This is a genomic window from Pantoea sp. SM3640, assembly GCF_015654165.1.
GTDB classification, from domain to species: Bacteria; Pseudomonadota; Gammaproteobacteria; order Enterobacterales; family Enterobacteriaceae; genus Pantoea; species Pantoea vagans.
Genome location: NZ_CP064872.1, coordinates 3,461,709 through 3,486,122, shown reverse-complemented (window position 1 = coordinate 3,486,122; position 24,414 = coordinate 3,461,709). Strand labels below are relative to the sequence as shown.

Annotated in this window: 24 protein-coding genes and 1 tRNA gene; 10 read left to right on the top strand and 15 right to left on the bottom strand. The window is 54.3% G+C overall.

Going from position 1 to position 24,414, the window contains the following annotated elements; all coding sequences use genetic code 11:
• Positions 1–24: 24 nt before the first annotated feature.
• A complete protein-coding gene (locus IV493_RS16220; protein ID WP_195857441.1) occupies positions 25–942 on the top strand; it encodes a TIM barrel protein in 918 nt (305 codons plus the stop codon).
• A gap of 10 nt (positions 943–952) precedes the next feature.
• Positions 953–2,122 (top strand): Gfo/Idh/MocA family protein, encoded by a 1,170-nt coding sequence (locus IV493_RS16215; RefSeq protein WP_195857440.1) that lies wholly within the window; start codon positions 953–955, stop codon positions 2,120–2,122.
• Positions 2,123–2,261: 139 nt separating this feature from the next.
• On the opposite strand, the gene IV493_RS16210 is transcribed toward IV493_RS16215, so the two are convergent.
• The 11 genes from IV493_RS16210 to aspA all read right to left on the bottom strand — a co-directional run bounded on the left by IV493_RS16210 (position 2,262) and on the right by aspA (position 14,172).
• Positions 2,262–3,278 carry a fimbrial protein gene (locus IV493_RS16210; RefSeq protein ID WP_370584642.1) on the bottom strand — a complete coding sequence of 339 codons (1,017 nt, stop codon included), beginning with the start codon at positions 3,276–3,278 and terminating at the stop codon, positions 2,262–2,264.
• A complete protein-coding gene (locus IV493_RS16205; RefSeq protein ID WP_013359856.1) occupies positions 3,275–3,793 on the bottom strand; it encodes a fimbrial protein in 519 nt (172 codons plus the stop codon). The genes IV493_RS16210 and IV493_RS16205 overlap by 4 nt, the downstream gene beginning before the upstream one ends.
• Positions 3,784–6,312 (bottom strand): fimbria/pilus outer membrane usher protein, encoded by a 2,529-nt coding sequence (locus tag IV493_RS16200; RefSeq protein WP_195857439.1) that lies wholly within the window; start codon positions 6,310–6,312, stop codon positions 3,784–3,786. The genes IV493_RS16205 and IV493_RS16200 overlap by 10 nt, the downstream gene beginning before the upstream one ends.
• Before the next feature lie 20 nt (positions 6,313–6,332).
• Positions 6,333–7,013, bottom strand: a complete 681-nt coding sequence (locus IV493_RS16195) for a molecular chaperone (RefSeq protein WP_195857438.1) — start codon at positions 7,011–7,013, stop codon at positions 6,333–6,335.
• Between the two features lie 52 nt (positions 7,014–7,065).
• A complete protein-coding gene (locus tag IV493_RS16190) occupies positions 7,066–7,644 on the bottom strand; it encodes a fimbrial protein (RefSeq protein ID WP_195857437.1) in 579 nt (192 codons plus the stop codon).
• A gap of 798 nt (positions 7,645–8,442) precedes the next feature.
• A tRNA-Phe gene (locus tag IV493_RS16185) sits at positions 8,443–8,518 on the bottom strand.
• A 107-nt stretch (positions 8,519–8,625) separates the two neighbouring features.
• The gene (locus IV493_RS16180) at positions 8,626–9,204 is read right to left on the bottom strand and encodes a transcriptional regulator (RefSeq protein WP_095706332.1); all 579 of its coding nucleotides are present in this window, start codon (positions 9,202–9,204) and stop codon (positions 8,626–8,628) included.
• Between the two features lie 63 nt (positions 9,205–9,267).
• Positions 9,268–10,968, bottom strand: a complete 1,701-nt coding sequence (locus IV493_RS16175) for a protein-disulfide reductase DsbD (protein ID WP_195857436.1) — start codon at positions 10,966–10,968, stop codon at positions 9,268–9,270.
• Positions 10,944–11,258, bottom strand: a complete 315-nt coding sequence (gene cutA / locus IV493_RS16170; RefSeq protein ID WP_013359862.1) for a divalent cation tolerance protein CutA — start codon at positions 11,256–11,258, stop codon at positions 10,944–10,946. The genes IV493_RS16175 and cutA overlap by 25 nt, the downstream gene beginning before the upstream one ends.
• Positions 11,259–11,322: 64 nt before the next feature.
• On the bottom strand, positions 11,323–12,624 hold the full coding sequence (locus tag IV493_RS16165) for an anaerobic C4-dicarboxylate transporter (RefSeq protein ID WP_195857435.1): 1,302 nt from the start codon (positions 12,622–12,624) through the stop codon (positions 11,323–11,325).
• 111 nt (positions 12,625–12,735) lie between these two features.
• Positions 12,736–14,172, bottom strand: a complete 1,437-nt coding sequence (gene aspA / locus IV493_RS16160) for an aspartate ammonia-lyase (RefSeq protein WP_041457294.1) — start codon at positions 14,170–14,172, stop codon at positions 12,736–12,738.
• 327 nt (positions 14,173–14,499) lie between these two features.
• On the opposite strand from aspA, the gene IV493_RS16155 reads away from it, so the two are divergent.
• From IV493_RS16155 to IV493_RS16140, 4 genes are all read left to right on the top strand, one after another.
• Entirely contained in the window at positions 14,500–14,961 is a 462-nt protein-coding gene (locus IV493_RS16155) for an FxsA family protein (RefSeq protein WP_013359865.1), read from the top strand.
• 228 nt (positions 14,962–15,189) lie between these two features.
• Positions 15,190–15,483 carry a co-chaperone GroES gene (locus IV493_RS16150; protein ID WP_009092502.1) on the top strand — a complete coding sequence of 98 codons (294 nt, stop codon included), beginning with the start codon at positions 15,190–15,192 and terminating at the stop codon, positions 15,481–15,483.
• Between the two features lie 48 nt (positions 15,484–15,531).
• Positions 15,532–17,181, top strand: coding sequence for a chaperonin GroEL (groL, locus tag IV493_RS16145; RefSeq protein ID WP_003848314.1), 1,650 nt, complete (start codon positions 15,532–15,534; stop codon positions 17,179–17,181).
• A 324-nt stretch (positions 17,182–17,505) separates the two neighbouring features.
• Positions 17,506–17,853 carry a DUF4156 domain-containing protein gene (locus tag IV493_RS16140; RefSeq protein ID WP_008925394.1) on the top strand — a complete coding sequence of 116 codons (348 nt, stop codon included), beginning with the start codon at positions 17,506–17,508 and terminating at the stop codon, positions 17,851–17,853.
• A 52-nt stretch (positions 17,854–17,905) separates the two neighbouring features.
• Here the strand turns inward: IV493_RS16140 and epmB are convergent, their stop codons facing one another.
• On the bottom strand, positions 17,906–18,934 hold the full coding sequence (epmB, locus tag IV493_RS16135) for an EF-P beta-lysylation protein EpmB (protein ID WP_135910355.1): 1,029 nt from the start codon (positions 18,932–18,934) through the stop codon (positions 17,906–17,908).
• A gap of 43 nt (positions 18,935–18,977) precedes the next feature.
• On the opposite strand from epmB, the gene efp reads away from it, so the two are divergent.
• The 3 genes from efp to IV493_RS16120 all read left to right on the top strand — a co-directional run bounded on the left by efp (position 18,978) and on the right by IV493_RS16120 (position 19,964).
• Entirely contained in the window at positions 18,978–19,544 is a 567-nt protein-coding gene (gene efp / locus IV493_RS16130) for an elongation factor P (RefSeq protein ID WP_010251979.1), read from the top strand.
• Between the two features lie 51 nt (positions 19,545–19,595).
• Positions 19,596–19,727, top strand: a complete 132-nt coding sequence (locus IV493_RS16125) for an entericidin A/B family lipoprotein (protein ID WP_003848306.1) — start codon at positions 19,596–19,598, stop codon at positions 19,725–19,727.
• Between the two features lie 102 nt (positions 19,728–19,829).
• A complete protein-coding gene (locus tag IV493_RS16120) occupies positions 19,830–19,964 on the top strand; it encodes an entericidin A/B family lipoprotein (RefSeq protein ID WP_003848302.1) in 135 nt (44 codons plus the stop codon).
• 55 nt (positions 19,965–20,019) lie between these two features.
• Here IV493_RS16120 and IV493_RS16115 read toward each other — a convergent pair whose 3' ends face one another.
• A complete protein-coding gene (locus IV493_RS16115; RefSeq protein WP_033781615.1) occupies positions 20,020–20,544 on the bottom strand; it encodes a lipocalin family protein in 525 nt (174 codons plus the stop codon).
• Positions 20,545–20,679: 135 nt separating this feature from the next.
• Between IV493_RS16115 and epmA the strand changes: the two genes are divergently transcribed.
• On the top strand, positions 20,680–21,657 hold the full coding sequence (epmA, locus tag IV493_RS16110) for an elongation factor P--(R)-beta-lysine ligase (RefSeq protein WP_013359868.1): 978 nt from the start codon (positions 20,680–20,682) through the stop codon (positions 21,655–21,657).
• A 159-nt stretch (positions 21,658–21,816) separates the two neighbouring features.
• On the opposite strand, the gene degS is transcribed toward epmA, so the two are convergent.
• Positions 21,817–22,878, bottom strand: a complete 1,062-nt coding sequence (gene degS / locus IV493_RS16105) for an outer membrane-stress sensor serine endopeptidase DegS (protein ID WP_033781618.1) — start codon at positions 22,876–22,878, stop codon at positions 21,817–21,819.
• A gap of 89 nt (positions 22,879–22,967) precedes the next feature.
• A complete protein-coding gene (gene degQ, locus IV493_RS16100; RefSeq protein WP_010251960.1) occupies positions 22,968–24,341 on the bottom strand; it encodes a serine endoprotease DegQ in 1,374 nt (457 codons plus the stop codon).
• Positions 24,342–24,414: the final 73 nt, after the last annotated feature.

Genomic DNA, 24,414 nt, shown 5'->3' with positions numbered 1-24,414 from the left:
GTTTTCACTGCACAGGCAGATATCATGACCTTTCATATTGCAAATGCCCCCTGTAGCTGGGGCGTGGATGATCCCGCTAATCCCTTTCTGCCGCCGTGGCAGAAAGTCCTGACCGAAGCCGCGCAGGCCGGCTATCCCAGTATTGAACTCGGCCCCTGGGGCTATCTGCCAACCGATGCCGCTGAACTGACCCGGCAGCTTAATGCGCATCAGCTTTCGCTGGTGGCAGGCACGATCTTCGATGATTTGGTCAGTGAGGCGCATTTTCCGGCGCTGGTGACGCTGACCCACAATCTGTGTCGCACGCTGTCCAGCGTACCTGTTGCGACTAAAACGCCCGGTGCCAGCGCGCCTTATCTGGTGATCATTGATTTCGGTAATCCGGAGCGGGCGAAATATGCCGGTCAGTCTGAAAAAGCGCCACGGCTTTCCGCTGACGACTGGCAGCGCATGATGCAGCACATCACCATTCTGAGTGAGATCGCCTGGCAGGAGTATGGCGTGCGGCCGGTAATCCATCCGCATGCGGGCGGCTGCATTGAGTTTGCCGATGAGCTGGCACAGTTGGTCAGTGATATTCCGCATCAGGTCGCCGGTTTGTGCCTGGACACTGGTCATCTCTATTACGCCGGCATGGACCCGGTCGCTTCGCTGGAGCAGTACTGGGACCGTATCGACTATCTCCATTTTAAAGACGTTAATCAGCCGGTCTGGCGTGATGCCCTCTCGCAGGGACTCGACTTTTTCACTGCCTGTGCGCAGGAGGTGATGTGTCCGCTGGGGCAGGGCGCAATCGACTATCCGGCGGTGCGCAGCCTGCTGACTGAGCGCAATTATCAGGGCTGGATCACCATCGAACAGGAGCGCGATCCGCGCCATGCCGACACCAGCCTGCAGGATGTGAAAGCCAGCCTGGACTATCTCCGATCAACAGGATTCTGAGGACAACAGCATGATTAACGGTAAAAAAGCGGCTAATCGCTCATTGCGCTGGGGCATGATCGGCGGCGGCGGCACCAGCCAGATTGGCTATATCCATCGTTCGGCGGCGCAACGTGACGGCAATTTTGCATTGCTGGCGGGGGCGTTTGATATCGACGCGGCGCGCGGCCGCGAGTTTGGTCAGGCGCTGGGTGTGGCACCTGAACGCTGCTATCCCGACTACGCCAGCCTGTTCGCCGGAGAAGCGGCGCGCGAAGATGGCATTGAAGCGGTGTCGATCGCCACGCCAAACAATACCCATTTCGCCATTTGTCGCACGGCGCTGAATGCCGGGCTGCATGTGGTGTGCGAGAAGCCGCTCTGTTTTACGGTCGAAGAGGCCGATGAGCTGGAGCAACTTAGCCGGGAGAAGCAGAAGATTGTCGGCGTAACCTACGGCTATGCCGGGCATCAGCTGATTCATCAGGCCAGAGAGATGATCGCTGAAGGCATATTGGGTGAGATCCGCATTGTAAATATGCAGTTTGCTCACGGCTTTCATAATGAGGCGGTGGAGTTGCAGAGTGAAAGCACTCGCTGGCGGGTGGATCCGCGCTTTGTCGGCCCGAGTTACGTGTTAGGCGATCTGGCGACGCATCCGCTGTTTATCGCCGAAACGATGTTGCCCCAGCTGAAGGTGACGCGTCTGCTCTGTTCGCGCCAGAGTTTTGTCGCCTCGCGTGCGCCGCTGGAGGATAACGCCTTTGTGATGATGGAGTATGACAACGGCGCGGTGGGTACGCTCTGGGCCTCGGCGGTGAATGCAGGTTCCATGCATGGGCAGAAAATTCGCGTGGTCGGATCGAAAGCCAGTCTGGAGTGGTGGGATGAGCAGCCAAACCAGTTGCGTTACGAGGTGCAGGGTGAGCCGGTTCGCATTCTGGAGCGCGGCATGGGCTACCTTAACCCGCGCGCGCTGGAAGAGGATCGTATTGGCGGCGGGCACCCGGAAGGGTTATTCGAAGCCTGGTCGAATCTCTATCGCCGCTTTGCGCTGGCGATGGATGCCACCGATCGCCGTGACACCGCTTTCCTGGAGGATTTCTGGTATCCCGATGTGCATGCCGGATTAGCGGGCGTGCGCTGGGTGGCGCAGTGCGTGAAATCAGCGGATGCGGGTGCAGAGTGGGTGATCTGCTGAATCGAGCCTTTATCGTGGGCCAGGGGGCACGCTTGCTCTACCCATAGAAGTGCTATTTATCATGACCGGGATATAAACCGGCTGGCTCTGGTTCAGGAAGTCAGCTCTGGCCGCTCGATCTGCTCACGAGGCGGTTCGGTTACTGATAGGAAAAAGTAATACTCGCCAGTGCATTAGCTGTTCCGGGCACCAGTTCGCCCGTACGAATATACTGCGCCTGGAAAGGCAGTGACAATACCTGGTTTGCTGATGAGGTTGTCTGGATAAAGAACTGGTTGAGTGTACCATCAGCCGTGCTGTCCGGGCCCATGCTCAGAGGACCGATACCGTTGTAGAAGAACTGTACGCCTACGCCCGAAGCGGTAGAGTCGCCCGTTAGTGTCACAACCGATGAACTATTTGATGGGGTTGTCTGGTCGGTCATAACCGCATTCACCGCGATGTTCTGATTACAGGTGAGGGTGACGTTGAACGTGCCCGAAGGTGAGGTGCTACCCACGGTTGAAAGTGTGCGGATATCCAGCGTGCCCAGATCGACATTCGCACTTTTCGTATTGACCGTACAGCCGCTGGCGACCACCGTGATGGTGGTGGGGTTGATGATGACCTGCGCTGTTTTGGTTTCATTATTGTAGGCCGTCAGAATGGCAGCAGTGATTGTGGGCGTTGTATAGGTGCCCGACTTCAGTGCTGTTCCCGTTTTAATAAATGTTACTTTTGCTGACCAGCCCAGGTTCTGGGCATAACCTGATGTACCGGAGGCTGGATAGCTCTGAGTGATGCCAGTTTGTAATGGAACATATTCCGACCCATTAAAATCTTTGAGACCCAGGATGTAACCCACTCCGGGTATACCCGTTTCAAAAATGGTGTAATTTACTCCATCAACGGTAACCGTCATGCCGCTGGATATTGCTGAGGGAGAGGGTTCCAGCGTGCCCTTTGAGCAGGTCCATATCAGTCCGCACCAGAACACTTCCGAGACGTCAGCTGTCGCGCTCCAGGTCGAACCAATAATATCTCCGGGCATTACCGAATCCGCTGGCCCGGAATATTCCATTGGCAGGGGCGAGAGCGTGATGTCTGATCGCCACTCCAGAGCCAGCGCGCTGGCAGAGGTGAGAAAGCAGGCAAGCAACAGTAAAATACGCATCATTGATACTCCGTAGTCCAGGTGGCGATGGCTGAAACGCCGCCAGCGGTAACCTCAGGGCCTGTAGCGGTTAACCGGGCATAAAAATTCATCTGTACGCTGTCGTTACCGGCTACGCCATAGGCGGTCGTCTGGGTATCAAGTGGGACAAGCGCGCCCTCCTGATCGAGAATTTGCACTGCCACGCCTGTTGCTCCGCCCTCAGCCACTTTAATCAGTCGCGGATCGATCTCATCCGGCGTGCCACTGAAGCGGATCTTCACGCCCGAAAAGGTGGGGCCGCACGCTTCCAGTGTGAGTGTGAACGGAGTTTTAATGTTGCTTACCGCACCTGCTTTACTTAGCTGTCTGGTGCCGATATCACCAAGCGGTACATTTTTCTCCAGCGAGTCGGCGGCCACTACACACGTGTTAGCGATCAGATTTCCCGTTACCGAAACCAGCACATCGTAGCCGCGCACCGGTAACGAACCGGCGAAAAAAAGGACGATGCATACCAGACGCTTTGTTACTGACATACTCCCTCCTGTGTATAGAGGCCCGTGCGGGCATTGAAATCCTGCTTATTGAGCTGGAAGCGAACAGAACAGCGTGCCATGTTATCTTTGCCCCAGACCGCGTTAAGTGTGCCTTTCATTGGCAGGCCCGATAAATAGACGCTGCCGCCATCACCCACAATGCTGCTAACCTCGCTGTCTTCCAGTGCGACGACGGTACCAAAAGGCAATACCGTGCCGTTCTGACGTAAGACAATCATCGCTTTTGCACCCTGCTGAGTGGCAATGGTGGCTCGCACCAGTGCGCCGTCGGTAGGCGTTTTGCTGATGATGGCGTTATCGGGTTCAACATCATTACCCGTGGTCGTGGTGTCCAGTCCTACCCGGTTAATGCGATAAGGCGTAGCGTAAGGAATGACCGCATAACCCCGGCTGTCGGTTTTAATACTTCTATGATTCAGAACCGCAACCTCGCTGGCTCCCGGTGCTTTGATCAGAATATTGGTATTGCCCAGAGGCTGGCTCAGCGTCAGACCATCTTCGTGTAAAACAGCACCACCGCTTATGCCGTAGCTGAGATTGCGAGCATCACGCCCGTAGCTGTAACCCAGGTTGTACTGGCCCCGCTGATTTTTGTATTGCAGTGCAGTATCGCCGCCATACGCTTGCCGGGCGCTGTAGCGCTGATTGACGCTGTAATAAAGCTCATCCTGTCCAGGTACATAACCACTGACGCCACCGCTGTAGGTCGTTCCTGCTGATTTCCCCTGAGTGGTGGAGAAACGTGCCCGTGTCGAATTTTTAGGATCGCCGAAGGGTATCGAGAGCGATAACGCCAGAATGTTATCTTTACTGTCATCATACAGACTGGTACTGCGCTGGAAGCTCACCCCCAGCGAGGCCGATCGCAATGTCGTATTCCAGGCAAACTGGATTCCCTGAGTCGTTTTCGAAGTATGCCAGTAGGTTTGCTGATCCCAGGACAGTGACAGTGAGCCATATTTGTCCATCGGCTGCGTGAGCTGCATCTGGTTTCTGGCTTTGCGTGACATCCGGAGGTCATAGAGATTTTCATAGCGGGAAGTCACAGTTCCATCTGCTTCTACTATTTGTTCCGGCTTGCCGCCACTCATCCTTTTATAAGCCGTATCACTGAGGTTATAGAACCCTTGTGTGGAGTAGCGTAGCGAGTAGAAATTCACGCGCGTTCCGATGTCATTGAGCAGTTTGCTGTAGCGCAGGCGAATGGAATCACCTGTGTAATGTTTGTCATCCGCAAGCTGGCTCTGGGCATGGGTAATATCCAGCGAATAGGCACCAAAACGGCCCAGGTTCTGACCGATGCCTGCTGCAACTCCGCGATAACGCTCGGAAAGCTGAGCGCCACCATAAAAAGTGAGTCCATACCGCCAGCCATAAAAGAGTTCACCCTGGGCAAAAGTGGGTGCATTCTGATTATTAACGGGCTGGAATTTTCCTGCATTAAGGGCATATTTAGCCTGGCCGCTTCGAACCAGATTAGGAACGCTGGCGAAAGGCACGCTGAACTGGGTTTCGTAGCCATCGTTCTCCCTTATAGCGACAGACAGATCACCACCGGAAGAGGTTGGATAGAGATCGCTAAGCACAAATGGCCCGGGCGACACACTGGTTTGATAAATAACATTGCCGTTCTGCCGAACGGTGACGACAGCATTGCTGCGCGCAATCCCCCTGACTTCGGGCGCGTAACCGTTCAGGCTGGCAGGCAGCATATTGTCATCAGTTTTAAGCGCCAGCCCGCGTACACCTATGGAATCAAATATCTGAGATGACGTGTACGTTTCCCCAGCGTAAAGCTGTGCGCCCAGCGCCGGAACATCGCGCTGTAGCCAGGTCTGTACATGCTTCAGCTCATTGGTGTCTTTAGTCCAGGTGGTATAGTCACGCAGCCGCCATGCGCCAATGTTTATGCCGCTGTTCAGGCTGGCAAACAGCTGCTGCTCGCGAGTTTTATTATTCCCTCGGTAGGTGTTATTTGAGCCGTTAATAACATAGTTCAGCCACCCGGCGTGAATGCCATGTTCCCAGCTTTCCGGACTAACGTAGCCACGTGGCAGATTGCGCATCATGCTCTGCGGTAAAGTGATGTTGAGCGTGAGGGTTCGCGGCTCATAATCCGTGCTGCTGCCGGGAAACAGCGTGTTGAGAAAATAGCACTGCTTTACCAGCGGCAGGCTGACACCCTGTGCCTGTGCCATGTCAACGCCGAGCGCATTAAACTGACTGGCCGTCAGGCACGCTGCGGTTATATCCTGCCCATTTGATTTATCCACAGCAAAAATGACGTTGCCAGTGAAGGCATAGTTCTTATTGATATAGACGTTAATATTATATTCGCCTGGTGGTAAGGCACTGCCTGTATTTACCCAGGATAAATCAGCCATTGACGCGCTCTCGCCATTAAGGAAGGCGGGGTTAAAGTGCAAATCGCTTTCCGCGGCTGCGGTATACCGCATGGCATGGAAAGCCACCACCGCACAAACGATTTTCATTTTCACGCGATCATCCCTCAAAGAGTTTATTTACGGTTCAACGGGGCGCGGGTGACAGGTGTCCATGCACCATAATCATTGATGGTCTGAAAGGTCAGCGATGTGGCCTGGCTGAATTTCTCCGCCAGTGTGATAGTTGATTTTGGTGGCAACATTACAGGCTTAACCGTCTTACCATCAACTTTGAGATTGATTGTGGTAATGAACCAGGGCGTTGGATTTTTCAGCACGACTTTGCCCGAAGTGTATTTACCGCTAATTTTTTTCCAGCCTTCGTTAGCATTATCGGAAAGTGAAGCGGGGCGATAAAATACCTTAATACGATTTGCAGAGGCGAACTGCAGAGAGTTACCTGCACTATTTTTCGTTTGCTGTGGAATCGCTTTTACCGTCATCCAGTACAGGGATTCACGATCCTGTGGCAGAGATTTACCATTAAAGATAATCTTCACTACGCTTTCGGTTGACGGTTTTAAAACATAAAGCGGGGGCGTAATAACAAAATCCTGCGTGCGCTCACCGCTGGCATTCTCCATCCAGGACTGAATCAAAAATGAGGCTGTTGCATGGGTGTTTCTGACCTGAAGAGTGGACTGTTTTGAATCAGCTGAGTAGACCATACGTGTCGCACCTAACCCCACGCCACCCGCGTATACCTCGGATGAACACAGTGCGGCAGCCAGAAAAACCCAGGTTAAAGAACGCATTTTTTTCTCCTGAATGTCTATTTATGCCCGGTCTTTAAACCGGGCATAACGATTACGAGTAGGTTACGGTGTAGGTGGCAACTGCACTGGCATCGCCCGCAGTGGCACCACCGGTCGGGGAATAATATTTAGCGCTAAAGTTCAGCGTGTTAGAGCCTTTACGCAGTTGCGTTGCTGTCGCTGCTTCACCCAGTTTTACGACATTGCCCTGTTCGTCATAAAGACGAATGGCCACATTCTGCGCAGAGGCTGTACCACCGTTTACACCCGCCGCCAGGCTGTTGGCATCATTAGCATCTGGCGTACCTGAAAAGGTCACCGAGACAGTGGTCGCAGCAACCGGGTTCTCTTCTGTAGAAGCTGAGGTATCAGCAATTGCGCAATCCTCCAGGGCGATAGAGAACGTTTTTGCCACGCTTGCTTCACTGCCTGCAGCGGCCAGCGTTGCAGTACGGACTTCACCCATATCAACATCAATGTTTGCGCTGTTGGCACTGATGGCGCAGGCTGATGTCACGACGCTTCCGTTAAAATTGACAGAACCACCGCTGGCCGTTGCCGCCAGCGCTGAGCCCATCGGAAACAGAGCTGAAGCACCTAATACCAGAAGGTCTTTTTTATTTAATTTCATGTAATCACCTTTATTGTTGAGTTTGCTTTGTTGTGTTTTGTAAATAAGGGCTGACAATAAATATAAAAATTATTTTTACTGTAAATATGCGAAAACACAGGTTTTGGATTTTAATATAATTTATTTTTTTCTTTATTGTTTGTTTTTGCTGCTTCGATGTATGTGGGGTGATTCCCTCCTCTTAATAATAAGATGGGGGCATTATAATTTATTTAAGAAAAAAGCACCTGTGGTTTTTTATTGTATGGGCAGGGTGTTGATGAATAACTATTCTATATTGAAAGCTTATGTTAATAGGTTATTTATTTTTAATGAAATGGTGAGATTTATGAGTTTAGCCTTTCCCTGAGAGTGAATAATAATTTCATCATCATTTGATATTTATTTTGATTCGTATTTCTATCGTAATAAATGAGAAAGATGTTATCTCTTCTGCCCACAGAAAATGCCTTGATGAAGATCATGAAAGATCGTTTATAATGATTTTTTAAATGCCATTCTGGACTGTTGGATAAAAGGGGATAGCCCGGGCAAGTAGAGACTAGCTGGATCCCTGTTTGTGACAGCAAGCATGATCGCCGGGTCTTTACCGGGATGGCCATTAATATAGTGAATAGGTTCATTAAAGCGTACAGAGGATAATTGAGGGTCAGTTCAGTCGTCATGCCTGACTCTCGGGGCTGGCGGACAACAGCAGAATAGTGCACATAAACCAGGGATAGTGGGAAACACGGCAGAGGTACGGGGACTGGCGTCCCAAAAGCAAAAAACCCGCCAGAGGCGGGTTTCTTTAAATTTTGGTGCCCGAACCCGGAATCGAACCAGGGACACGGGGATTTTCAATCCCCTGCTCTACCGACTGAGCTATTCGGGCAACGGGGCGCATTAAACCGTAAAGGCCGCGGGTCGTCAACGGCTTTCACTAAAAAACCCCTGGAAACGTGACTGATTGCCTGATTTTCAGTCAAAGCGGGCAAAACCTCAGGCCAGCGCACCATTTTTACGGCACAGTGCGATGCTGTACACATCCTCTGCCAGCCGCTGAGCGGTGGCGACATCCTGCACATTACGCTTCACCAGCAGCTTGCTCAGGCAGCCTTCAAGGATCAGCTCCATCTGATCGGCGACCATACTGGGATTATCCAGCGCCTGCTCTACCAGAATCTCATGGGTGAACTGCCAGGAGCCGCGTTTCTGCTGCTCGGCCAGCTGATGAATGGGCTGATCGGGCTGTGGATAGAAGCTGCAGGCGGCGATAAACAGGCAACCTGGAAAGCGTCCCTTACTGACCTGCTCACCCAGTACTTCATAGCGCGCCATCAGCTTCTGATCCGGTGACAGCGATTCATCCAGCAGGATCTGGCGGCGCCAGGTTTCGATCTGCTGGCCGTGATAGCGCAGCGCATCATAGAGCAGAGCGTCACGATCGGGCCAGAACAGCTGAAGCTGCTCAAGGGTTAATTCAGTCTGTCCCGCCAGGGTTTCCAATGAGAGGGTGGCGGCGAGGCCGTTTTGTTCAAGCACATTCAATGCATGCTCGAGTATCTGTTCACGCTGCAAGTGACTCTCCTCTGGTATGCAGGCCCGGTCATTCACCGGGCAATGACCTGACTCCAGTGTTGTTTACGGGGTAAGTTTCTGCAAATGCGCTCTGAAGTCGGCGGCATTGAGAAACCCGGTGATGCGCGAACCGGGGACTTCATGGCCCTGCGCATCGAAGAACAAAATCGTCGGTAAGCCCAGCACCTGAAGATGCTGCAACAGCACGTTGTCGCTGGCGCTGTTGGCGGTGACGTTGGCCTGAAGCAGCTGTACCTGACTCAGGCTATCGCGCACGGCGCTATCACTAAAGGTATATTTTTCAAACTCTTTGCAGGCGACGCACCAGTCAGCGTAGAGATCGACCATGGTGATGCGGCCGCGGGCCTGCTGCAGCGCGCTATTGAGCTGCTGCGGTGTCTGAAGCGTCTGGAACGGCAGCGGTGCTACAGCATGCTGCGCGGCCTGACCGCCAAAGGCCCAGTCCTGCAACGGACGCGCGCTGATCAGCGCAGCGGCCAGCATGATAATCTGCACCACGCGCCACTTACCGCTGCTGGCGTGCAGGCTGACGGTGAACGCCCAGCCGAAGAAGGCCACGCCGAGCAGGCTCCAGAGCCGCACGCCCCACGCGTCACCCAGCACCCGCTCCAGCAGGAAGACCGGCAACGCCAGGATGACAAAGCCAAAGCCTTCTTTAACGGTTTGCATCCACGGGCCGCTTTTCGGCAGCAGCCGGTTACCAAACAGGGTCACGGCAATCAATGGTAAGCCCATGCCGACCGCATAGAGCCACAGCGTTCCGGCACCGGCCCACAGATTTCCGCTCTGCGCGATGTAAAGCAGAATGGCACTGAGCGGGGCCGTGGTGCAGGGCGAACAGATCAAACCTGCCAGCGCACCCATCAGGAAGACGCCGGGCAGCGATCCTCCCTGCTGGCGATTGCTCCACAGGGTCAGACGGGTTTGCAGGCTGGCGGGCAGTTGCAGCGTAAACAGGCCGAACATCGACAGCGCCAGCACGATGAACAGCAGGGAGAGCGTGAACAGCACGTAGGGGTGCTGCAACGCAGCCTGGAAGCGCAGCCCCGCGGCCGCGACCACCATCCCCAATAACGTATAGGTCAGCGCCATTCCCTGGACATAGACCATTGCCAGCGCAAATAGTCGGCCCAGCGAATAGTGGCGCTTGCCGCCAAGGATGATGCCGGAGATCAGTGGATACATCGGCAGTACGCAGGGGGTAAACGCCACGCCGATGCCGATCAATAACGCCCAGAGCGGAGAAAAGGGCAGCGGACTGGCAGGCGCGGGCTGAGCACTGACCGGCGCTGGCGCGCTGCTGGCTGCAATCTCACTTACCGGCACGCTGCGTGTCTCCGGCGGATAACAGAATCCGGCGGCAGCACAGCCCTGATACGTAACGCTGAGCGTGGCATCAGGGCCTGCCTGTTTCAGCGTCACCGGCAGCGTCAGGTCCTGCGGATAAATCTCACTTTTGCCGAAGAATTCATCTTCATGCGGCTGACCGGCGGGCAGCGTCAGCGGCGCAATGGTCGCGTTCTGCGGCGTGATGTGGATTTGCTGGCGATAAAGGTAGTAACCCGGTTTCACTTTCCAGTGCAGGTTGAGCTGCGCGCCCTGCTGGTCAAAGTCAAACGTAAACGCCTGATCGACCGGCACAAAGCGGCTGGTCGCCGGATTTGAAAAGAGTGATGCGTGCGCCTGCAGACAGAGAAACAGCGTCAGCAGAAGCGTAATTAAGCGAGAGATGCGTGCAGCCATGACAAGTATTCACTGTCTCCATATTGAACCGGTAGCGCCAGCAGTTCAGGCACGTCGTAGGGATGCGCCTGTTTGAGCAGGTCACACAGCGCCTGCTGATGATCGCTGTCGCACTTCAGCAGCATCTGGACTTCGCTGCTCTGCTCCATTTTGCCCTGCCAGAGATACCAGGAGGTCGCGCCCGGCAGCATTGTGACGCAGGCCGCCAGTCGGGCTTCCAGCGCCAGGGCAGCAAGTTTTTCTGCCGTGGCCTGATCGGGCACGGTGCAGAGGATCACGACAGCGTTCATCCTGTGACTCCTGTTGAAAAGAGCGCCGATGATAGCACGCTCCATCCGTAACACGATGACGGCGCTATAACAGCAAGCCGCCAAAGACGAAGCCGGAGAGTACCGACAGCGCAATGGCGATCACACCGGGAATAATAAAGGCATGGTTAAAGACAAACTTGCCAATCCGGGTTGAGCCGGTGTCATCCATCTCCACGGCGGCCAGCAGGGTCGGGTAGGTCGGCAGCACAAACAGCGCCGAAACCGCTGCGAATGACGCGATGGCCGTCAGCGGCGTCACGCCCAGCAGCAGCGCGGCGGGCATCAGTGCTTTAGTGGTAGCGGCCTGTGAGTAGAGCAGCATGGAGGCGAAAAACAGCACCAGCGCCAGCATCCATGGATAGGTTTTCAGCGCGTCGCCCGCCAGCATCTGGATCTCCGCCAGATGCGCTTTGACAAAGGTATCGCCCAGCCAGGCAACGCCCATCACGCAGATACAGGCGCTCATGCCGGATTTAAAGGTGCTGGCACTAAGGATTTCGCTGGTGTCGAGTTTGCAGGTCAGGCTGATCAGCGTGGCGATGGTCAGCATAAATACCACAATCGCTTCGTTACGTGGCAGCGGCGGATTGGCGATCAGGCCGACGCTGGCGCTGGTCACGGTGGCATAGAGCACCACGGCCACAATCCCTGTCAGAAACAGCAGCACCGACTTTTTCGCGCCCGGTTTTGCATGGAAGATGCTGGCACCGCGCAGCGTGACTTCGCCTTTGGCGAGACGTGCCTGATAGACCTCATCATCTTTCAGCTCACGGCCCAGGAAGTTGGTCACCAGTGCCGCCAGGAAGAGACCCACCATAGTTGAGGGGATGGCAATCGCCAGCAGCGTGATGTAGCTGACGCCGCGCGGTTCAAGCAGGGTGGCGAAGAAGACCACCGCGGCTGAAATCGGTGACGCGGTAATCGCGATCTGCGAAGCCACCACCGCAATCGACAGCGGTCGGGAAGGGCGAACGCCTTGCTCCTTCGCGACTTCGGCAATCACCGGCAGCGTCGAGAACGCGGTGTGCCCGGTTCCGGCCAGCAGCGTCATCAGATAGGTCACCAGCGGAGCCAGTAGGGTGACATGGCGTGGATGACGGCGCAGCAGGCGTTCCGCCAGGCTCACCAGATAATCCATGCCGCCCGCCACCTGCATGGCGGCGATTGCGGCGATCACCGCCATGATGATTTCGATCACATCGAACGGGATAGCACCGGGTGCCATGCCAAATCCCAGCGTCAGCACCAGCACGCCCATGCCGCCGGCGAACCCGATGCCAATGCCGCCAAGACGCGCGCCCAACCAGATCGCCATTAAGACGATAAGCAGCTCAACCACAAACATGAATCACTCCTGTAAAGTAAACCGGTAAAACCTGGGTGTGCTGTGTAACAAAAAAAAAGGCACACCGTGTTGATCGCGGTGTGCCTTTGGTTAACCAGCGTCGGTTAACCCTTACTGTTCACTTTCATCGGTATAACGTTTCGCTTTGTAAACCGGGTACATCAGGTTCTGCACCGAGAAGATATCGTCCAGCTCACTTTCCGTCAGCAGGCCGCGCTCCAGCACCACTTCACGCACACTTTTACCGGTTTCCGCACAGATTTTGCCGACGATATCGCCGTTGTGGTGGCCGATGTAAGGGTTGAGGTAAGTGACGATACCAATCGAGTTGAAGACGTAGGCTTCGCACACCGCGCGGTTGGCGGTGATGCCGTTAACGCATTTCTCCAGCAGGTTGTAGCAGGCGTTGGTCAGGATGCTGATTGACTCAAACAGCGCCTGCCCAATTACCGGCTCCATCACGTTAAGCTGCAACTGGCCCGCTTCAGAAGCCATCGTCACGGTAATGTCGTTGCCAATCACTTTGAAGCAGACCTGGTTAACGACCTCTGGCACGACCGGATTGACCTTGGCCGGCATGATAGAGGAACCCGCCTGCAGCTCTGGCAGGTTAATTTCGTTCAGGCCGGCGCGTGGACCGGAGGAGAGCAGGCGCAGGTCATTACAGATTTTTGAGAGCTTCACCGCCAGACGTTTCAGCGATGAATGGACCATCACATAGGCACCACAGTCAGAGGTTGCTTCAATCAGATCTTCCGCTGGCACCACCGGCAGATTGCTGACTTCCGCCAGACGCTGAACCGCCAAATGCTGATAGCCTTCCGGGGTATTGAGGCGGGTGCCGATGGCGGTCGCGCCCAGGTTCACTTCCAGCAGCAGTTCAGCAGTGCGCAGAATGCTTTTGGTCTCTTCATTCAGCAGCACGCTGAAGGCGTGAAACTCCTGACCGAGGGTCATTGGCACGGCATCCTGCAGCTGGGTGCGGCCCATTTTCAGGATGGTCTGGAATTCATCGGCTTTGTGCTGGAAGCCTTCGGCCAGCTGGCTGATGCCATCAAGCAGCTTCAGCAGCGAGCTGTAAACGGCAATGCGAAAACCGGTCGGGTAGGCATCGTTAGTGGACTGGCATTTGTTCACATGATCGTTGGGGTTAAGGTACTGATATTCCCCTTTCTGGTGGCCCATCAGCTCCAGGCCGATGTTTGCCAGTACCTCATTGGTGTTCATATTGACCGAGGTTCCGGCCCCGCCCTGATAGACATCCACGGGGAACTGGTCCATACAGCGACCGTTGTTCAGCACTTCGTCGCAGGCCTTAATGATGGTATCGGCAATGTTACGCGGGATGGTCTGCAGCTCTTTATTGGCCATCGCTGCCGCTTTTTTTACCATCACCATACCGCGGACAAATTCAGGTATGTCGCTGATTTTACTGTTGCTGATATAAAAATTTTCAATCGCACGCAGAGTATGAACGCCATAATAGGCATCCGCCGGAACTTCGCGCATACCTAACAGGTCTTCTTCGATACGAATGTTGTTCGCCATGATAACCTTCTTGTTGTTGCCGCTAACCATCACAAAGGATGTGTTTATTTTGTTGTGGTGTGCCCGTGCCGACATATTATCCGTCTTCACCGTGGCATGTGCGATCATATTCTGATGCATAAGAAAAGCACGCATGCAGATCACTTAATGCTGCCGTCTGGTTAACGATATGTGAAGTTGGTTACAAAATTAACCCCGCAGGATAAATTTGACAGGATCGGTTGAAAATGGCGGCGTGGGTGCCCATCTCTTTTCTTATCATCCTCAGGATGAACGCTTTCTGCTGACCGGCACGCTGCCGTTCAGCCCTACTTACAGGAGAGTACGGTGCGCTGGATACCGTTATTAGTCTTTTTTGTTCTGGCCTGGATCGAGATTTCGCTCTTCATTCAGGTTGCGCACGTCATGGGCGTGCTGCTGACCATGCTGCTGGTGGTCTTCACTTCGTGCATCGGGGTGTCGCTGGTCAAAAATCAGGGCATGAAGAACTTCATGCTGATGCAGGAGAAGCTGGCGCGTAACGAAAGTCCTGCCAGTGAGATGATCAAAAGCGTATCGCTGATCATCGCCGGTTTCCTGCTGCTGTTGCCGGGCTTCTTTACTGACCTGCTCGGTCTGTTGCTGCTGCTGCCACCGGTGCAGAAGCATCTGACGCTGAAGCTGATGCCCCATCTGCGCGTCTGGCGCGGACCGGGTGCCGGACCGGACAGCGGTTACACCATGGATGGCGAATTCGAACGTAAAAACAGCGATCGCCTTGAGCACCATGACGATCACAAGGATCGTTAATCACAGCGGTTACTTTTGAAAGCGCAGCCTCCGGGCTGCGTTTTTTATTTGTCGCGCCTTCTGTTCAAAAAGCCGCCACTTATCACGTTCGCGTAAAAAATTTGTTGTCCGCCCCCTTGAAAGCAGGTGGGTATGGCCCTATCTCTCTGGTCACGAGGCCGGAAGCCATGCAGCCCGGTGTTCAACCCCAAAACTGAATGATTGGACTTCTCAAAGGAGAGCTATCAAATGAAAATTCGTCCATTGCACGATCGCGTCATCGTCAAGCGTAAAGAAGTTGAAGCTAAATCAGCTGGCGGCATCGTGCTGACCGGTTCCGCAGCAGGTAAATCCACCCGTGGTGAAGTTCTGGCTGTCGGCAATGGCCGCATCCTTGAGAGTGGCGACGTTAAGCCGCTGGACGTGAAGGTTGGTGATGTCGTGATCTTCAATGAAGGTTACGGTGCTAAAACCGAAAAGATCGACAACGAAGAAGTGCTGATCATCTCTGAAAGCGACATTCTGGCGATTGTTGAAGCGTAATTTTTTCGCGTAACTCACTGAACGAAACGAATTTAAGGGACAATTGAAATGGCAGCTAAAGACGTAAAATTCGGTAATGACGCTCGCGTAAAAATGCTGCGTGGCGTGAACGTACTGGCAGATGCAGTAAAAGTTACCCTGGGCCCGAAAGGCCGTAACGTGGTTCTGGATAAATCTTTTGGTGCACCGACCATCACTAAAGATGGTGTTTCTGTGGCACGTGAAATCGAGCTGGAAGACAAGTTCGAGAACATGGGCGCGCAGATGGTGAAAGAAGTAGCCTCTAAAGCGAACGACGCTGCGGGCGACGGTACCACCACGGCAACCGTACTGGCACAGTCAATCATCACCGAAGGCCTGAAAGCGGTCGCAGCGGGTATGAACCCGATGGACCTGAAGCGCGGTATCGACCAGGCCGTTATCGCTGCGGTTGAGAAACTGAAAGCGCTGTCTGTGCCTTGCTCAGACTCTAAAGCGATTGCGCAGGTTGGTACTATCTCTGCTAACTCCGATGAAACCGTAGGCCAGCTGATTGCTCAGGCGATGGAAAAAGTCGGTAAAGAAGGCGTGATCACCGTTGAAGAAGGCACCGGCCTGCAGGACGAGCTGGATGTGGTTGAAGGTATGCAGTTCGATCGTGGCTACCTCTCTCCTTACTTCATCAACAAGCCAGAAACTGGCGCGATTGAACTGGAATCTCCGTTCATCCTGCTGGCTGACAAGAAAATTTCTAACATCCGTGAAATGCTGCCAGTGCTGGAAGCTGTTGCGAAAGCAGGCAAACCATTGCTGATCATCGCGGAAGATGTTGAAGGCGAAGCGCTGGCAACACTGGTGGTTAACACCATGCGCGGCATCGTGAAAGTGGCTGCGGTTAAAGCACCAGGCTTCGGCGACCGTCGTAAAGCTATGCTGCAGGATATCGCTATCCTGACCGGTGGTACTGTGATCTCTGAAGAGATCGGTATGGAGCTGGAAAAAGCGGCGCTGGAAGATCTGGGCCAGGCTAAACGCGTTGTGATCAACAAAGACACCACCACCATCATCGACGGTGTGGGTGAAGAGGCGACAATCCAGGGCCGTGTGACCCAGATTCGTCAGCAGATCGAAGAAGCAACCTCTGATTACGACAAAGAAAAACTGCAGGAGCGCGTAGCGAAACTGGCAGGCGGCGTAGCCGTTCTGAAAGTAGGCGCAGCAACTGAAGTTGAAATGAAAGAGAAGAAAGCCCGCGTTGAAGATGCGCTGCACGCAACCCGTGCTGCTGTCGAAGAAGGCGTGGTTGCAGGTGGTGGTGTGGCGCTGGTTCGCGTTGCCGCACAGCTGGCCGATCTGCGTGGTCAGAACGAAGACCAGAACGTGGGTATCAAAGTTGCGCTGCGCGCAATGGAATCTCCACTGCGTCAGATCGTCTCTAACGCCGGTGAAGAGCCATCCGTTGTTGCTAACAACGTGAAAGCGGGCGACGGTAACTACGGTTACAACGCGCAGACTGAAGAGTACGGCAACATGATCGACTTCGGTATCCTGGACCCAACCAAAGTGACCCGTTCTGCTCTGCAGTACGCGGCCTCTGTTGCGGGTCTGATGATCACCACCGAATGTATGGTCACTGACCTGCCAAAAGGCGATGCACCTGATTTAGGCGGCGGCGCTGGCGGTATGGGTGGCATGGGCGGTATGGGCGGCATGATGTAATTGCCGTTGACTGCTTAAGTCATCACAGAACCCCCGATCGGAAACGGTCGGGGGTTTTTCTTTTGGGCAGGAAAATAGTATAAGTAGTGGCGCAATCGTTCGTCTTTCCTCTTGATATCTCCCGCTGTCTGCGCGCTGACTGTTGCCGCCCTGCCGGATTGACTTACTGCTGTAAGTTTATCGGGATGCGCCAATCTGCCAGCCTGAACTCAGTATGAAATATTGAGGTGATATAACGGGATTAAGGCAATGAATGTTCAGAAAAAAGTGATCTTTTTCTGCTACGCTGCCACCCGACTCTGATGATAATAAATGGGGATTACAATGCGGATTAACCTCTTGCTCGGACTGACGGCTGGCGCGTTATTGCTGGCGGGCTGCAGCAGCTCTACGCAACTCTCTTCAGCAGGACAGCGTGTAACGTTTACCGATCAGCAGCCTGGCAATAACTGCCAGCTTCTGGGCAATATCACCGGCTCACAGAGCAACTGGCTGAGCGGTGCAGGCGGCGAAACCAGCGCACTGCGCGGTGCAGCGAATGATCTGCGCAATCGCGCAGCGGAGATGGGCGGCAACGTCATTTACGGTGCAACCAGCCCGACGCAGAATCTGTTGTCCGCGTTCGCGCCACTCGACAGCAAAATGACCGGCCAGGTTTATAAGTGCCCATAATGTGAATCGGGCGTCTGCTTTATTTAATCGGCCAGCTTTTTGCTGGCCGTTTTTATTCCTGACGCAGCTGTAAATCCAGTGGTGTTTTACTTGGCTCTCCACCAATTTCACGCGCCAGCTTTGGCACCAGATAACCCGAGACCTGTGACAACAGCGCACGCACCAGTTGACGGGCTTCCTCATCTGACACAAAGAAGTGCGCGGCACCCTGTACCTTATCCAGCACATGCAGATAGTAGGGCAGAATACCGGCATCAAACAGCGCATTGCTCAGGGTGGCCAGCGTCCGGGCATTATCGTTGATGCCGCGCAACAGCACGCTCTGATTCAGCAGGGTGACACCGGCACGCTTCAGGCTGCTCATCGCCTCACGCAATTCATCATCGATCTCCTGCGCATGGTTGATGTGCGTTACCATCAGCACCTGCAGGCGGGTTTCGCTGAGCATCTGACAGAGCTGATCGGTGATACGCGCCGGGATCACTACCGGTAAACGACTATGTATGCGCAGACGCTTCAGGTGCGGGATCTGTTCCAGCGCCGCGATCAGCCAGGCGAGCTCATGATCTTTCGCCATCAACGGATCGCCGCCGGAAAAAATGATCTCATCCAGCTCAGGATGATCGGCGATATAGTCCAGTGCAGCCTGCCAGCTACGCTTGTTGCCGGGATTGTCCTGATAAGGGAAATGACGACGGAAGCAGTAGCGACAGTTGACGGCGCAGCCGCCTTTTACCAGCAATAACGCCCGGTTTCGGTATTTATGCAGCAATCCAGGTACAACGTTGCTTTGTTCATCGAGTGGATCGGTGCTATAACCTGGCGCATCGATGAATTCCTGGCGGCGGGTCAGTACCTGAAGCAGCAGCGGGTCGTGCGCATCGCCTTTTTTCATCCGGCGGATGAACGCATGCGGGACACGCAGGGCGAAAAGACGCCGCGCATCCGCACCTTCAGCCAGTTCAGTGTGCTGATCAAGGGCTAAAATCCGCAGTAATTCATCAGGTTCGGTGACAACATCCGCAAGTTGCTGCAACCAATCTTCTCTGGAAGGTGTTTTTAGGGTTACAATGTGTGCCATTTTTTTGGCTTAGTACCAGTGTCAATTTTCGTAGAGGGCCTTCATGGCGACTTATTCTAGCAACGATTTCCGTCCCGGTCTTAAAATCATGTTCGAAGGCGAGCCGTATGCCATCGAATCCAGTGAGTTCGTTAAACCGGGTAAAGGTCAGGCATTCGCACGCGTTAAAATGCGTCGCCTGCTGACGGGTTCTCGCGTTGAGAAAACTTTTAAATCTACCGACTCCGCTGAAGGTGCAGACGTTGTAGATACCAACCTGAACTACCTGTACAACGACGGTGAGTTCTACCACTTCATGCACCCGGAAAGCTTTGAGCAGTTCCAGGTTGAAGAGAAGACGGTAAGCGATGCAGCGAAATGGCTGCAGGATAACGCTGAATGTATCGTTACGCTGTGGAATGGTCGTCCAATCGCCGTTCAGCCGCCGAACTTTATCGAAGCTGAAGTTATCGAAACCGATCCAGGTCTGAAAGGTGATACTGCGGGTACTGGCGGCAAGCCAGCCAAGCTGTCTACCGGCGCCGTGGTGAAAGTGCCATTGTTCGTGCAAGAGGGCGAAGTGGTCAAAGTTGACACCCGCTCTGGCGAATACGTGTCACGCGTGAAATAAGATTCGCAGGCGCATCTTCTGGTGCGCCTTTTTCTTGTCTGAGAGAAAAAAATGATCAAGCTGGCAAAATTAATCGCATTCGCGTTGCTGGTCTCTTCTGCGCTTAGCGCCTGCAACACATTCCACGGTTTTGGCGAAGATGTCTCCCACTTAGGCGGTGCCATTTCGCGTGCGGCAAAATGACCTTAACTGATTGTCCTTTTTAGAGTCCCGCCCGCAGCAACTGCCTGAAATCCGGCTATGCTTAAAGCGCTGTACTTTACATCCATCAAAAAGGACATTGTTATGTTAAAGAAAAGTATTGCCGCAATCTTCTCTGTACTGGTGCTCTCTTCTCTGCTGACGGCGTGTAATACCACGCGCGGTGTCGGTGAAGATGTCGAGGCGGGTGGCCAGGCGATTCAGAACAGCACGAAGTAACCTGTTATTCCAACCGGTACGAAAGGCTTTTCGTACCGGCTTGTCATAATCTGCACTATTTCTGTTTTACCCAGATTAGCTCTTCGACCGGGAAACCATCCCGACGCGCCTGCTCAACCAGTTTCTCTTTTACACCCGGCTCCAGTTGGGGTGTCCGTGACAGTATCCAGAGATAGTGGCGATTCGGGCCGCACACCAGCGCATAGCGATAGTCGGGATCCAGTGCGATAACGTTATAGCCACCGTAGAAGGGGCCAAAGAAAGAGACTTTCAGCGACGCACGCTGAGGTTCACCAGTAAAGTAGGCTTTACCGACGCTCTCCTGCCAGCGCTGCTTTTTGACGTTATAGCCACGATTAATCACCTTCAGGCCGCCATCTTCACGCGGGCTGTAGTTTGCCGTCACCTGCTCAAGGCCACGCTCAAAGGGATGGTTGAGGCGGGCAATCTCATACCACTGACCGAGATAGCGCTGACTGTCAAAGTTATCAATGACCGTGACGTTCTTTGGCGGCGTGGTGCTACAGGCAACTGAGAGAAAAGCACTCAGGCTGGCAACAACTGTTTTCCATGGAGACATAGTGGGATTCCTTTGTGATTTAACCGCTTAAGTATAGAAGCCGAAACGCTGTTTTTGGCAGCGCGGGCACGAGATTGTTTGCCGCAGGCATTGCAGGTAGACTTCCCCCCCTAATTTGTATCAGGAGTCATCACCATGAGCGAAACGGCAAGCTGGCAACCAAGCGCATCCATCGCCAATTTGTTAAAACGCGCCGCTATTTTAGCCGAAGTGCGTCGTTTCTTTGCCGATCGCGGCGTGCTGGAAGTCGATACGCCGGCGATGAGCCAGGCAACGATTACCGATATCCATCTGGTGCCCTTCCAGACGCGCTTTGTCGGGCCTGGTGCGGCGCAGGGGCGCGATCTCTGGCTGATGACCAGCCCGGAATATCATATGAAACGCCTGCTGGCGGCGGGCAGTGGCCCGATCTACCAGATGGCGCGCAGCTTCCGCAATGAAGAGGCGGGACGGCACCATAACCCCGAATTTACCATGCTGGAGTGGTATCGTCCGCATTACGACATGTACCGTCTGATGAACGAAGTCGACGATCTGATGCAGCAGGTGCTGGAGTGTGACAGCGCCGAGTCGCTCTCGTATCAGCAGGCATTTATCCGCCATCTGGATCTGGATCCGCTGTCAGCGGACAAAGCGCAGTTGCGTGAAGCAGCAGAGAAGCTGGGTGAAGGTGAGCTGGCGCGCGCAGAAGAGGATCGCGATACCTTGCTGATGCTGCTGTTTATGCTGGGTGTGGAACCAAAGATTGGTCAGGATAAACCCTGCTTCGTTTATCACTTCCCGGCCAGCCAGGCGGCACTGGCGGAGATCAGTACGGAAGATCATCGTGTGGCCGAGCGTTTCGAGGTCTATTACAAGGGCATTGAGCTGGCGAACGGTTTCCGTGAGCTGACCGACAGCCGTGAGCAGCGTCAGCGCTTTGAGCAGGATAACCGTCGCCGTGCGGCGCGCGGCCTGCCTGTGCATCCGATTGATACCTATTTGCTGGATGCGCTGGCGCATGGCATGCCAGCCTGTTCCGGGGTCGCGCTGGGTATCGATCGCCTGATCATGCTGGCGTTGAAAGCGGAGTCATTGAGTGAAGTGATCGCGTTTCCGGTGGATCGTTGCTAAACGTCCGGGTGAAAAGGGCGGGGATGGCCCATCTGATCGCAAAGGAAACCTGCATCCCTGCAGGTCGGCCTCGCCATCCTGGCTCGGACGCTTTGCTCTTCAGATGGGCCCCCCTGCCCGTCAGGCTAAGGCATTGCTGTTAGTTTAAGGCCCAGGCAATCAGCTGCTGCTATCCGGAAACTCCTGAATCGTCACCGGCAGCGTCAGCTTCTGGTCGTTTCGCAGCACCTGTACATCAATTACTGAACCCGGACGAATTTCGGCCACCTGATCCATGGTCTCCTGCGCGGAGATGGCTGGCTTGCCGTTGACGCTGAGCAATACATCATTGGCCTGAATCCCGGCTTTATCCGCTGGCCCATCTGGCGTGACCACACTGACAATAATCCCCTGAACCCGATCCAGATTGCTGCCCTGTCCGTGCAGCGGCGGCAACTCACGCCCGGTAATGCCGATATAGCCGCGGATGACCCGGCCATCACGAATCAGCTTATCCATGATTTTTGAGGCTAAGACAGTTGGAATGGCGAAGCCGATGCCTTCCGGGGTTTCACCATCATTACTCTTATCAAACGTCAGGGTGTTAATGCCCATCAGTTCGCCAAGCGAGTTAATCAGCGCACCGCCGGAGTTACCCTGGTTGATTGAGGCATCGGTCTGCAGGAAGTTCTGTCGGCCTGACGAACTCAGACCTACGCGGCCTGTGGCGCTGATAATGCCCTGCGTTACCGTCTGACCGAGGTTGTAGGGGTTACCGATTGCCATTACCACATCGCCGATATGCGGCTGCCGGTTGGGATTAATCGGGATAACAGGCAGGCCAGAAGCGGTAATCTTCAGTACGGCCAGATCGGTCATGCCATCGGAACCCACCAGCGTCGCTTCAAAGAAGCGGCCATCCTGCAATGCCACGATAATCTGATCGGCATTGTTGATCACATGCTTGTTGGTAAGGATGTAGCCTTTCGTATTCATGATCACCCCTGAACCCAGGGTAGTGATGCCACGATTGTTGTTGCCATGAGCGCTGCGGTTGTAAACGTTCACAACGGCAGGCACGGCGCGGCGCACCCCCTGATTGAAGCTAAAGGGCGTTTCGTCGGTAATATTTTCGTGGTTATAGAGGGCGTCGCTGCCCATACGCAGTGCAGGCAGTGCTGCGAGCAAAATACCCGCCACAATCAGGCCCAGCACCACGGCACGCAAAAGTTTAAGAAACATGGTGTTAAATCACGCCAGGGGAGATCGCAGGGGAGAATAACATGAGAGCGGCGGACACACACGCGCTTGTGTCCGCCGTAATGCGAGGTTTATCTCAACAACAGATAGATACTTTCATCGCCGCGTACCACATTCAGTGCCAGTACCGGCGGTTTTCCTTCCAGAATTTTACGCATTTCTGCAATGGTCTGAACGCGATTGCGGTTAACGCCGATAATCACATCATCTTTCTGCAGGCCAACCTGTTCAGCCGGCGTGCCTTTTTCGATGGTATCGACCTTCACGCCTTTGTCACCGGTTTTGGTCTGTCCATCACTCAGGGTTGCGCCCTGAAGTGCAGGTGACATCAGCTGAGCGCTGGCGGTACTCTGGGCGCTCTGTTCCAGCGTGACGGTAACGGTTAGCGGCTTACCTTCGCGCAGCAGGCCAAGTTTAACCTGTTCGCCTGGCGGCGTGGTGCCCACTTTGACGCGCAGCTCTGCGAAGCTGGTAATCGGCTTATCGTTAATCGACGTAATGATATCGCCTGACTTCACGCCCGCTTTCTGTGCTGCAGACTGCGGTAAGACTTCTGAGACGAAGGCGCCGCGCTGCGCATCGACATTGAACGCTTTAGCCATATCGGCCGTCATTTCAGTGCCTTTGATGCCGAGCTGACCGCGCTTCACTTCACCAAATTTGATCAGCTGTTGCGCGAGGTTCATCGCCATATCGCTCGGAATCGCAAATCCGATGCCAATGTTGCCGCCGCTGGAGGCCAGAATCGCGGTGTTGATACCGATCAGCTCACCGTTAAGGTTGACCAGCGCACCGCCTGAGTTGCCGCGGTTAATGGCAGCATCGGTCTGAATAAAGTTTTCCAGCCCTTCCAGGTTCAGGCCGCTGCGGCCCAGCGCCGAGATAATCCCGGAGGTGGCGGTCTGTCCCAGGCCAAACGGGTTACCGATCGCCACTGCGAAATCACCCACTTTCAGCTGATCGGAGTCTGCGACTTTCACCTGCGTGAGGTTTTTTGCGCCCTGAATCTGAATCAGCGCGATATCGGTCTGCTCATCATGGCCGATCAGTTTGGCTTCATATTCACTGCCGTCGCCAAGCTGTACGTTGATCTTATCCGCACCGTTGACCACGTGATTGTTGGTCAGCACGTAGCCTTTAGCGGCATCAATAATGACGCCAGAACCTAAGCCTTCAAATGGCTGTGGCTGACTGTTTCCGCCAGGCATCTGGCCGAAAAAACGCTTCAGGGGTTCAGGAATATCCTGAGCCTGCGCACCGGAATCAGTGCCTTCCACGTGAACACTGACCACGGCGGGCAACACTTTCTCCAGCATCGGCGCCAGACTTGGCAGCGGCTGGCCCGCAATTTGTGCTGGCAGCGTTGCCATCGCGTCTGGCGCGGCGGCAAGGCTCATCCCAATACTCAGGGCTAATGCGCTAAACAGGCGTGCTTGTTTTTTCATTGCTACAACGCTCTCGCTGCAAAAGGTGGGAGAAATTAATGAGTGTGACAGTCGTTTGCGGTCAGGGTTCGCA

Bases quoted from the DNA above. Each gene is read 5' to 3' on its own strand.
- aspA (WP_041457294.1), bottom strand. From the start codon at position 14,172: ATGGCGAACAACATTCGTATCGAAGAAGACCTGTTAGGTATGCGCGAA.
- IV493_RS16190 (WP_195857437.1), bottom strand. From the start codon at position 7,644: ATGAAATTAAATAAAAAAGACCTTCTGGTATTAGGTGCTTCAGCTCTG.
- IV493_RS16215 (WP_195857440.1), top strand. From the start codon at position 953: ATGATTAACGGTAAAAAAGCGGCTAATCGCTCATTGCGCTGGGGCATG.
- degQ (WP_010251960.1), bottom strand. From the start codon at position 24,341: ATGAAAAAACAAGCACGCCTGTTTAGCGCATTAGCCCTGAGTATTGGG.
- IV493_RS16125 (WP_003848306.1), top strand. From the start codon at position 19,596: ATGATCAAGCTGGCAAAATTAATCGCATTCGCGTTGCTGGTCTCTTCT.
- cutA (WP_013359862.1), bottom strand. From the start codon at position 11,258: ATGAACGCTGTCGTGATCCTCTGCACCGTGCCCGATCAGGCCACGGCA.
- IV493_RS16205 (WP_013359856.1), bottom strand. From the start codon at position 3,793: ATGTCAGTAACAAAGCGTCTGGTATGCATCGTCCTTTTTTTCGCCGGT.
- IV493_RS16220 (WP_195857441.1), top strand. From the start codon at position 25: ATGACCTTTCATATTGCAAATGCCCCCTGTAGCTGGGGCGTGGATGAT.
- degS (WP_033781618.1), bottom strand. From the start codon at position 22,878: ATGTTTCTTAAACTTTTGCGTGCCGTGGTGCTGGGCCTGATTGTGGCG.
- IV493_RS16210 (WP_370584642.1), bottom strand. From the start codon at position 3,278: ATGATGCGTATTTTACTGTTGCTTGCCTGCTTTCTCACCTCTGCCAGC.
- IV493_RS16120 (WP_003848302.1), top strand. From the start codon at position 19,830: ATGTTAAAGAAAAGTATTGCCGCAATCTTCTCTGTACTGGTGCTCTCT.
- epmA (WP_013359868.1), top strand. From the start codon at position 20,680: ATGAGCGAAACGGCAAGCTGGCAACCAAGCGCATCCATCGCCAATTTG.
- IV493_RS16175 (WP_195857436.1), bottom strand. From the start codon at position 10,968: ATGGCTGCACGCATCTCTCGCTTAATTACGCTTCTGCTGACGCTGTTT.
- IV493_RS16165 (WP_195857435.1), bottom strand. From the start codon at position 12,624: ATGTTTGTGGTTGAGCTGCTTATCGTCTTAATGGCGATCTGGTTGGGC.
- IV493_RS16195 (WP_195857438.1), bottom strand. From the start codon at position 7,013: ATGCGTTCTTTAACCTGGGTTTTTCTGGCTGCCGCACTGTGTTCATCC.
- IV493_RS16150 (WP_009092502.1), top strand. From the start codon at position 15,190: ATGAAAATTCGTCCATTGCACGATCGCGTCATCGTCAAGCGTAAAGAA.
- groL (WP_003848314.1), top strand. From the start codon at position 15,532: ATGGCAGCTAAAGACGTAAAATTCGGTAATGACGCTCGCGTAAAAATG.
- IV493_RS16115 (WP_033781615.1), bottom strand. From the start codon at position 20,544: ATGTCTCCATGGAAAACAGTTGTTGCCAGCCTGAGTGCTTTTCTCTCA.
- IV493_RS16140 (WP_008925394.1), top strand. From the start codon at position 17,506: ATGCGGATTAACCTCTTGCTCGGACTGACGGCTGGCGCGTTATTGCTG.
- epmB (WP_135910355.1), bottom strand. From the start codon at position 18,934: ATGGCACACATTGTAACCCTAAAAACACCTTCCAGAGAAGATTGGTTG.
- efp (WP_010251979.1), top strand. From the start codon at position 18,978: ATGGCGACTTATTCTAGCAACGATTTCCGTCCCGGTCTTAAAATCATG.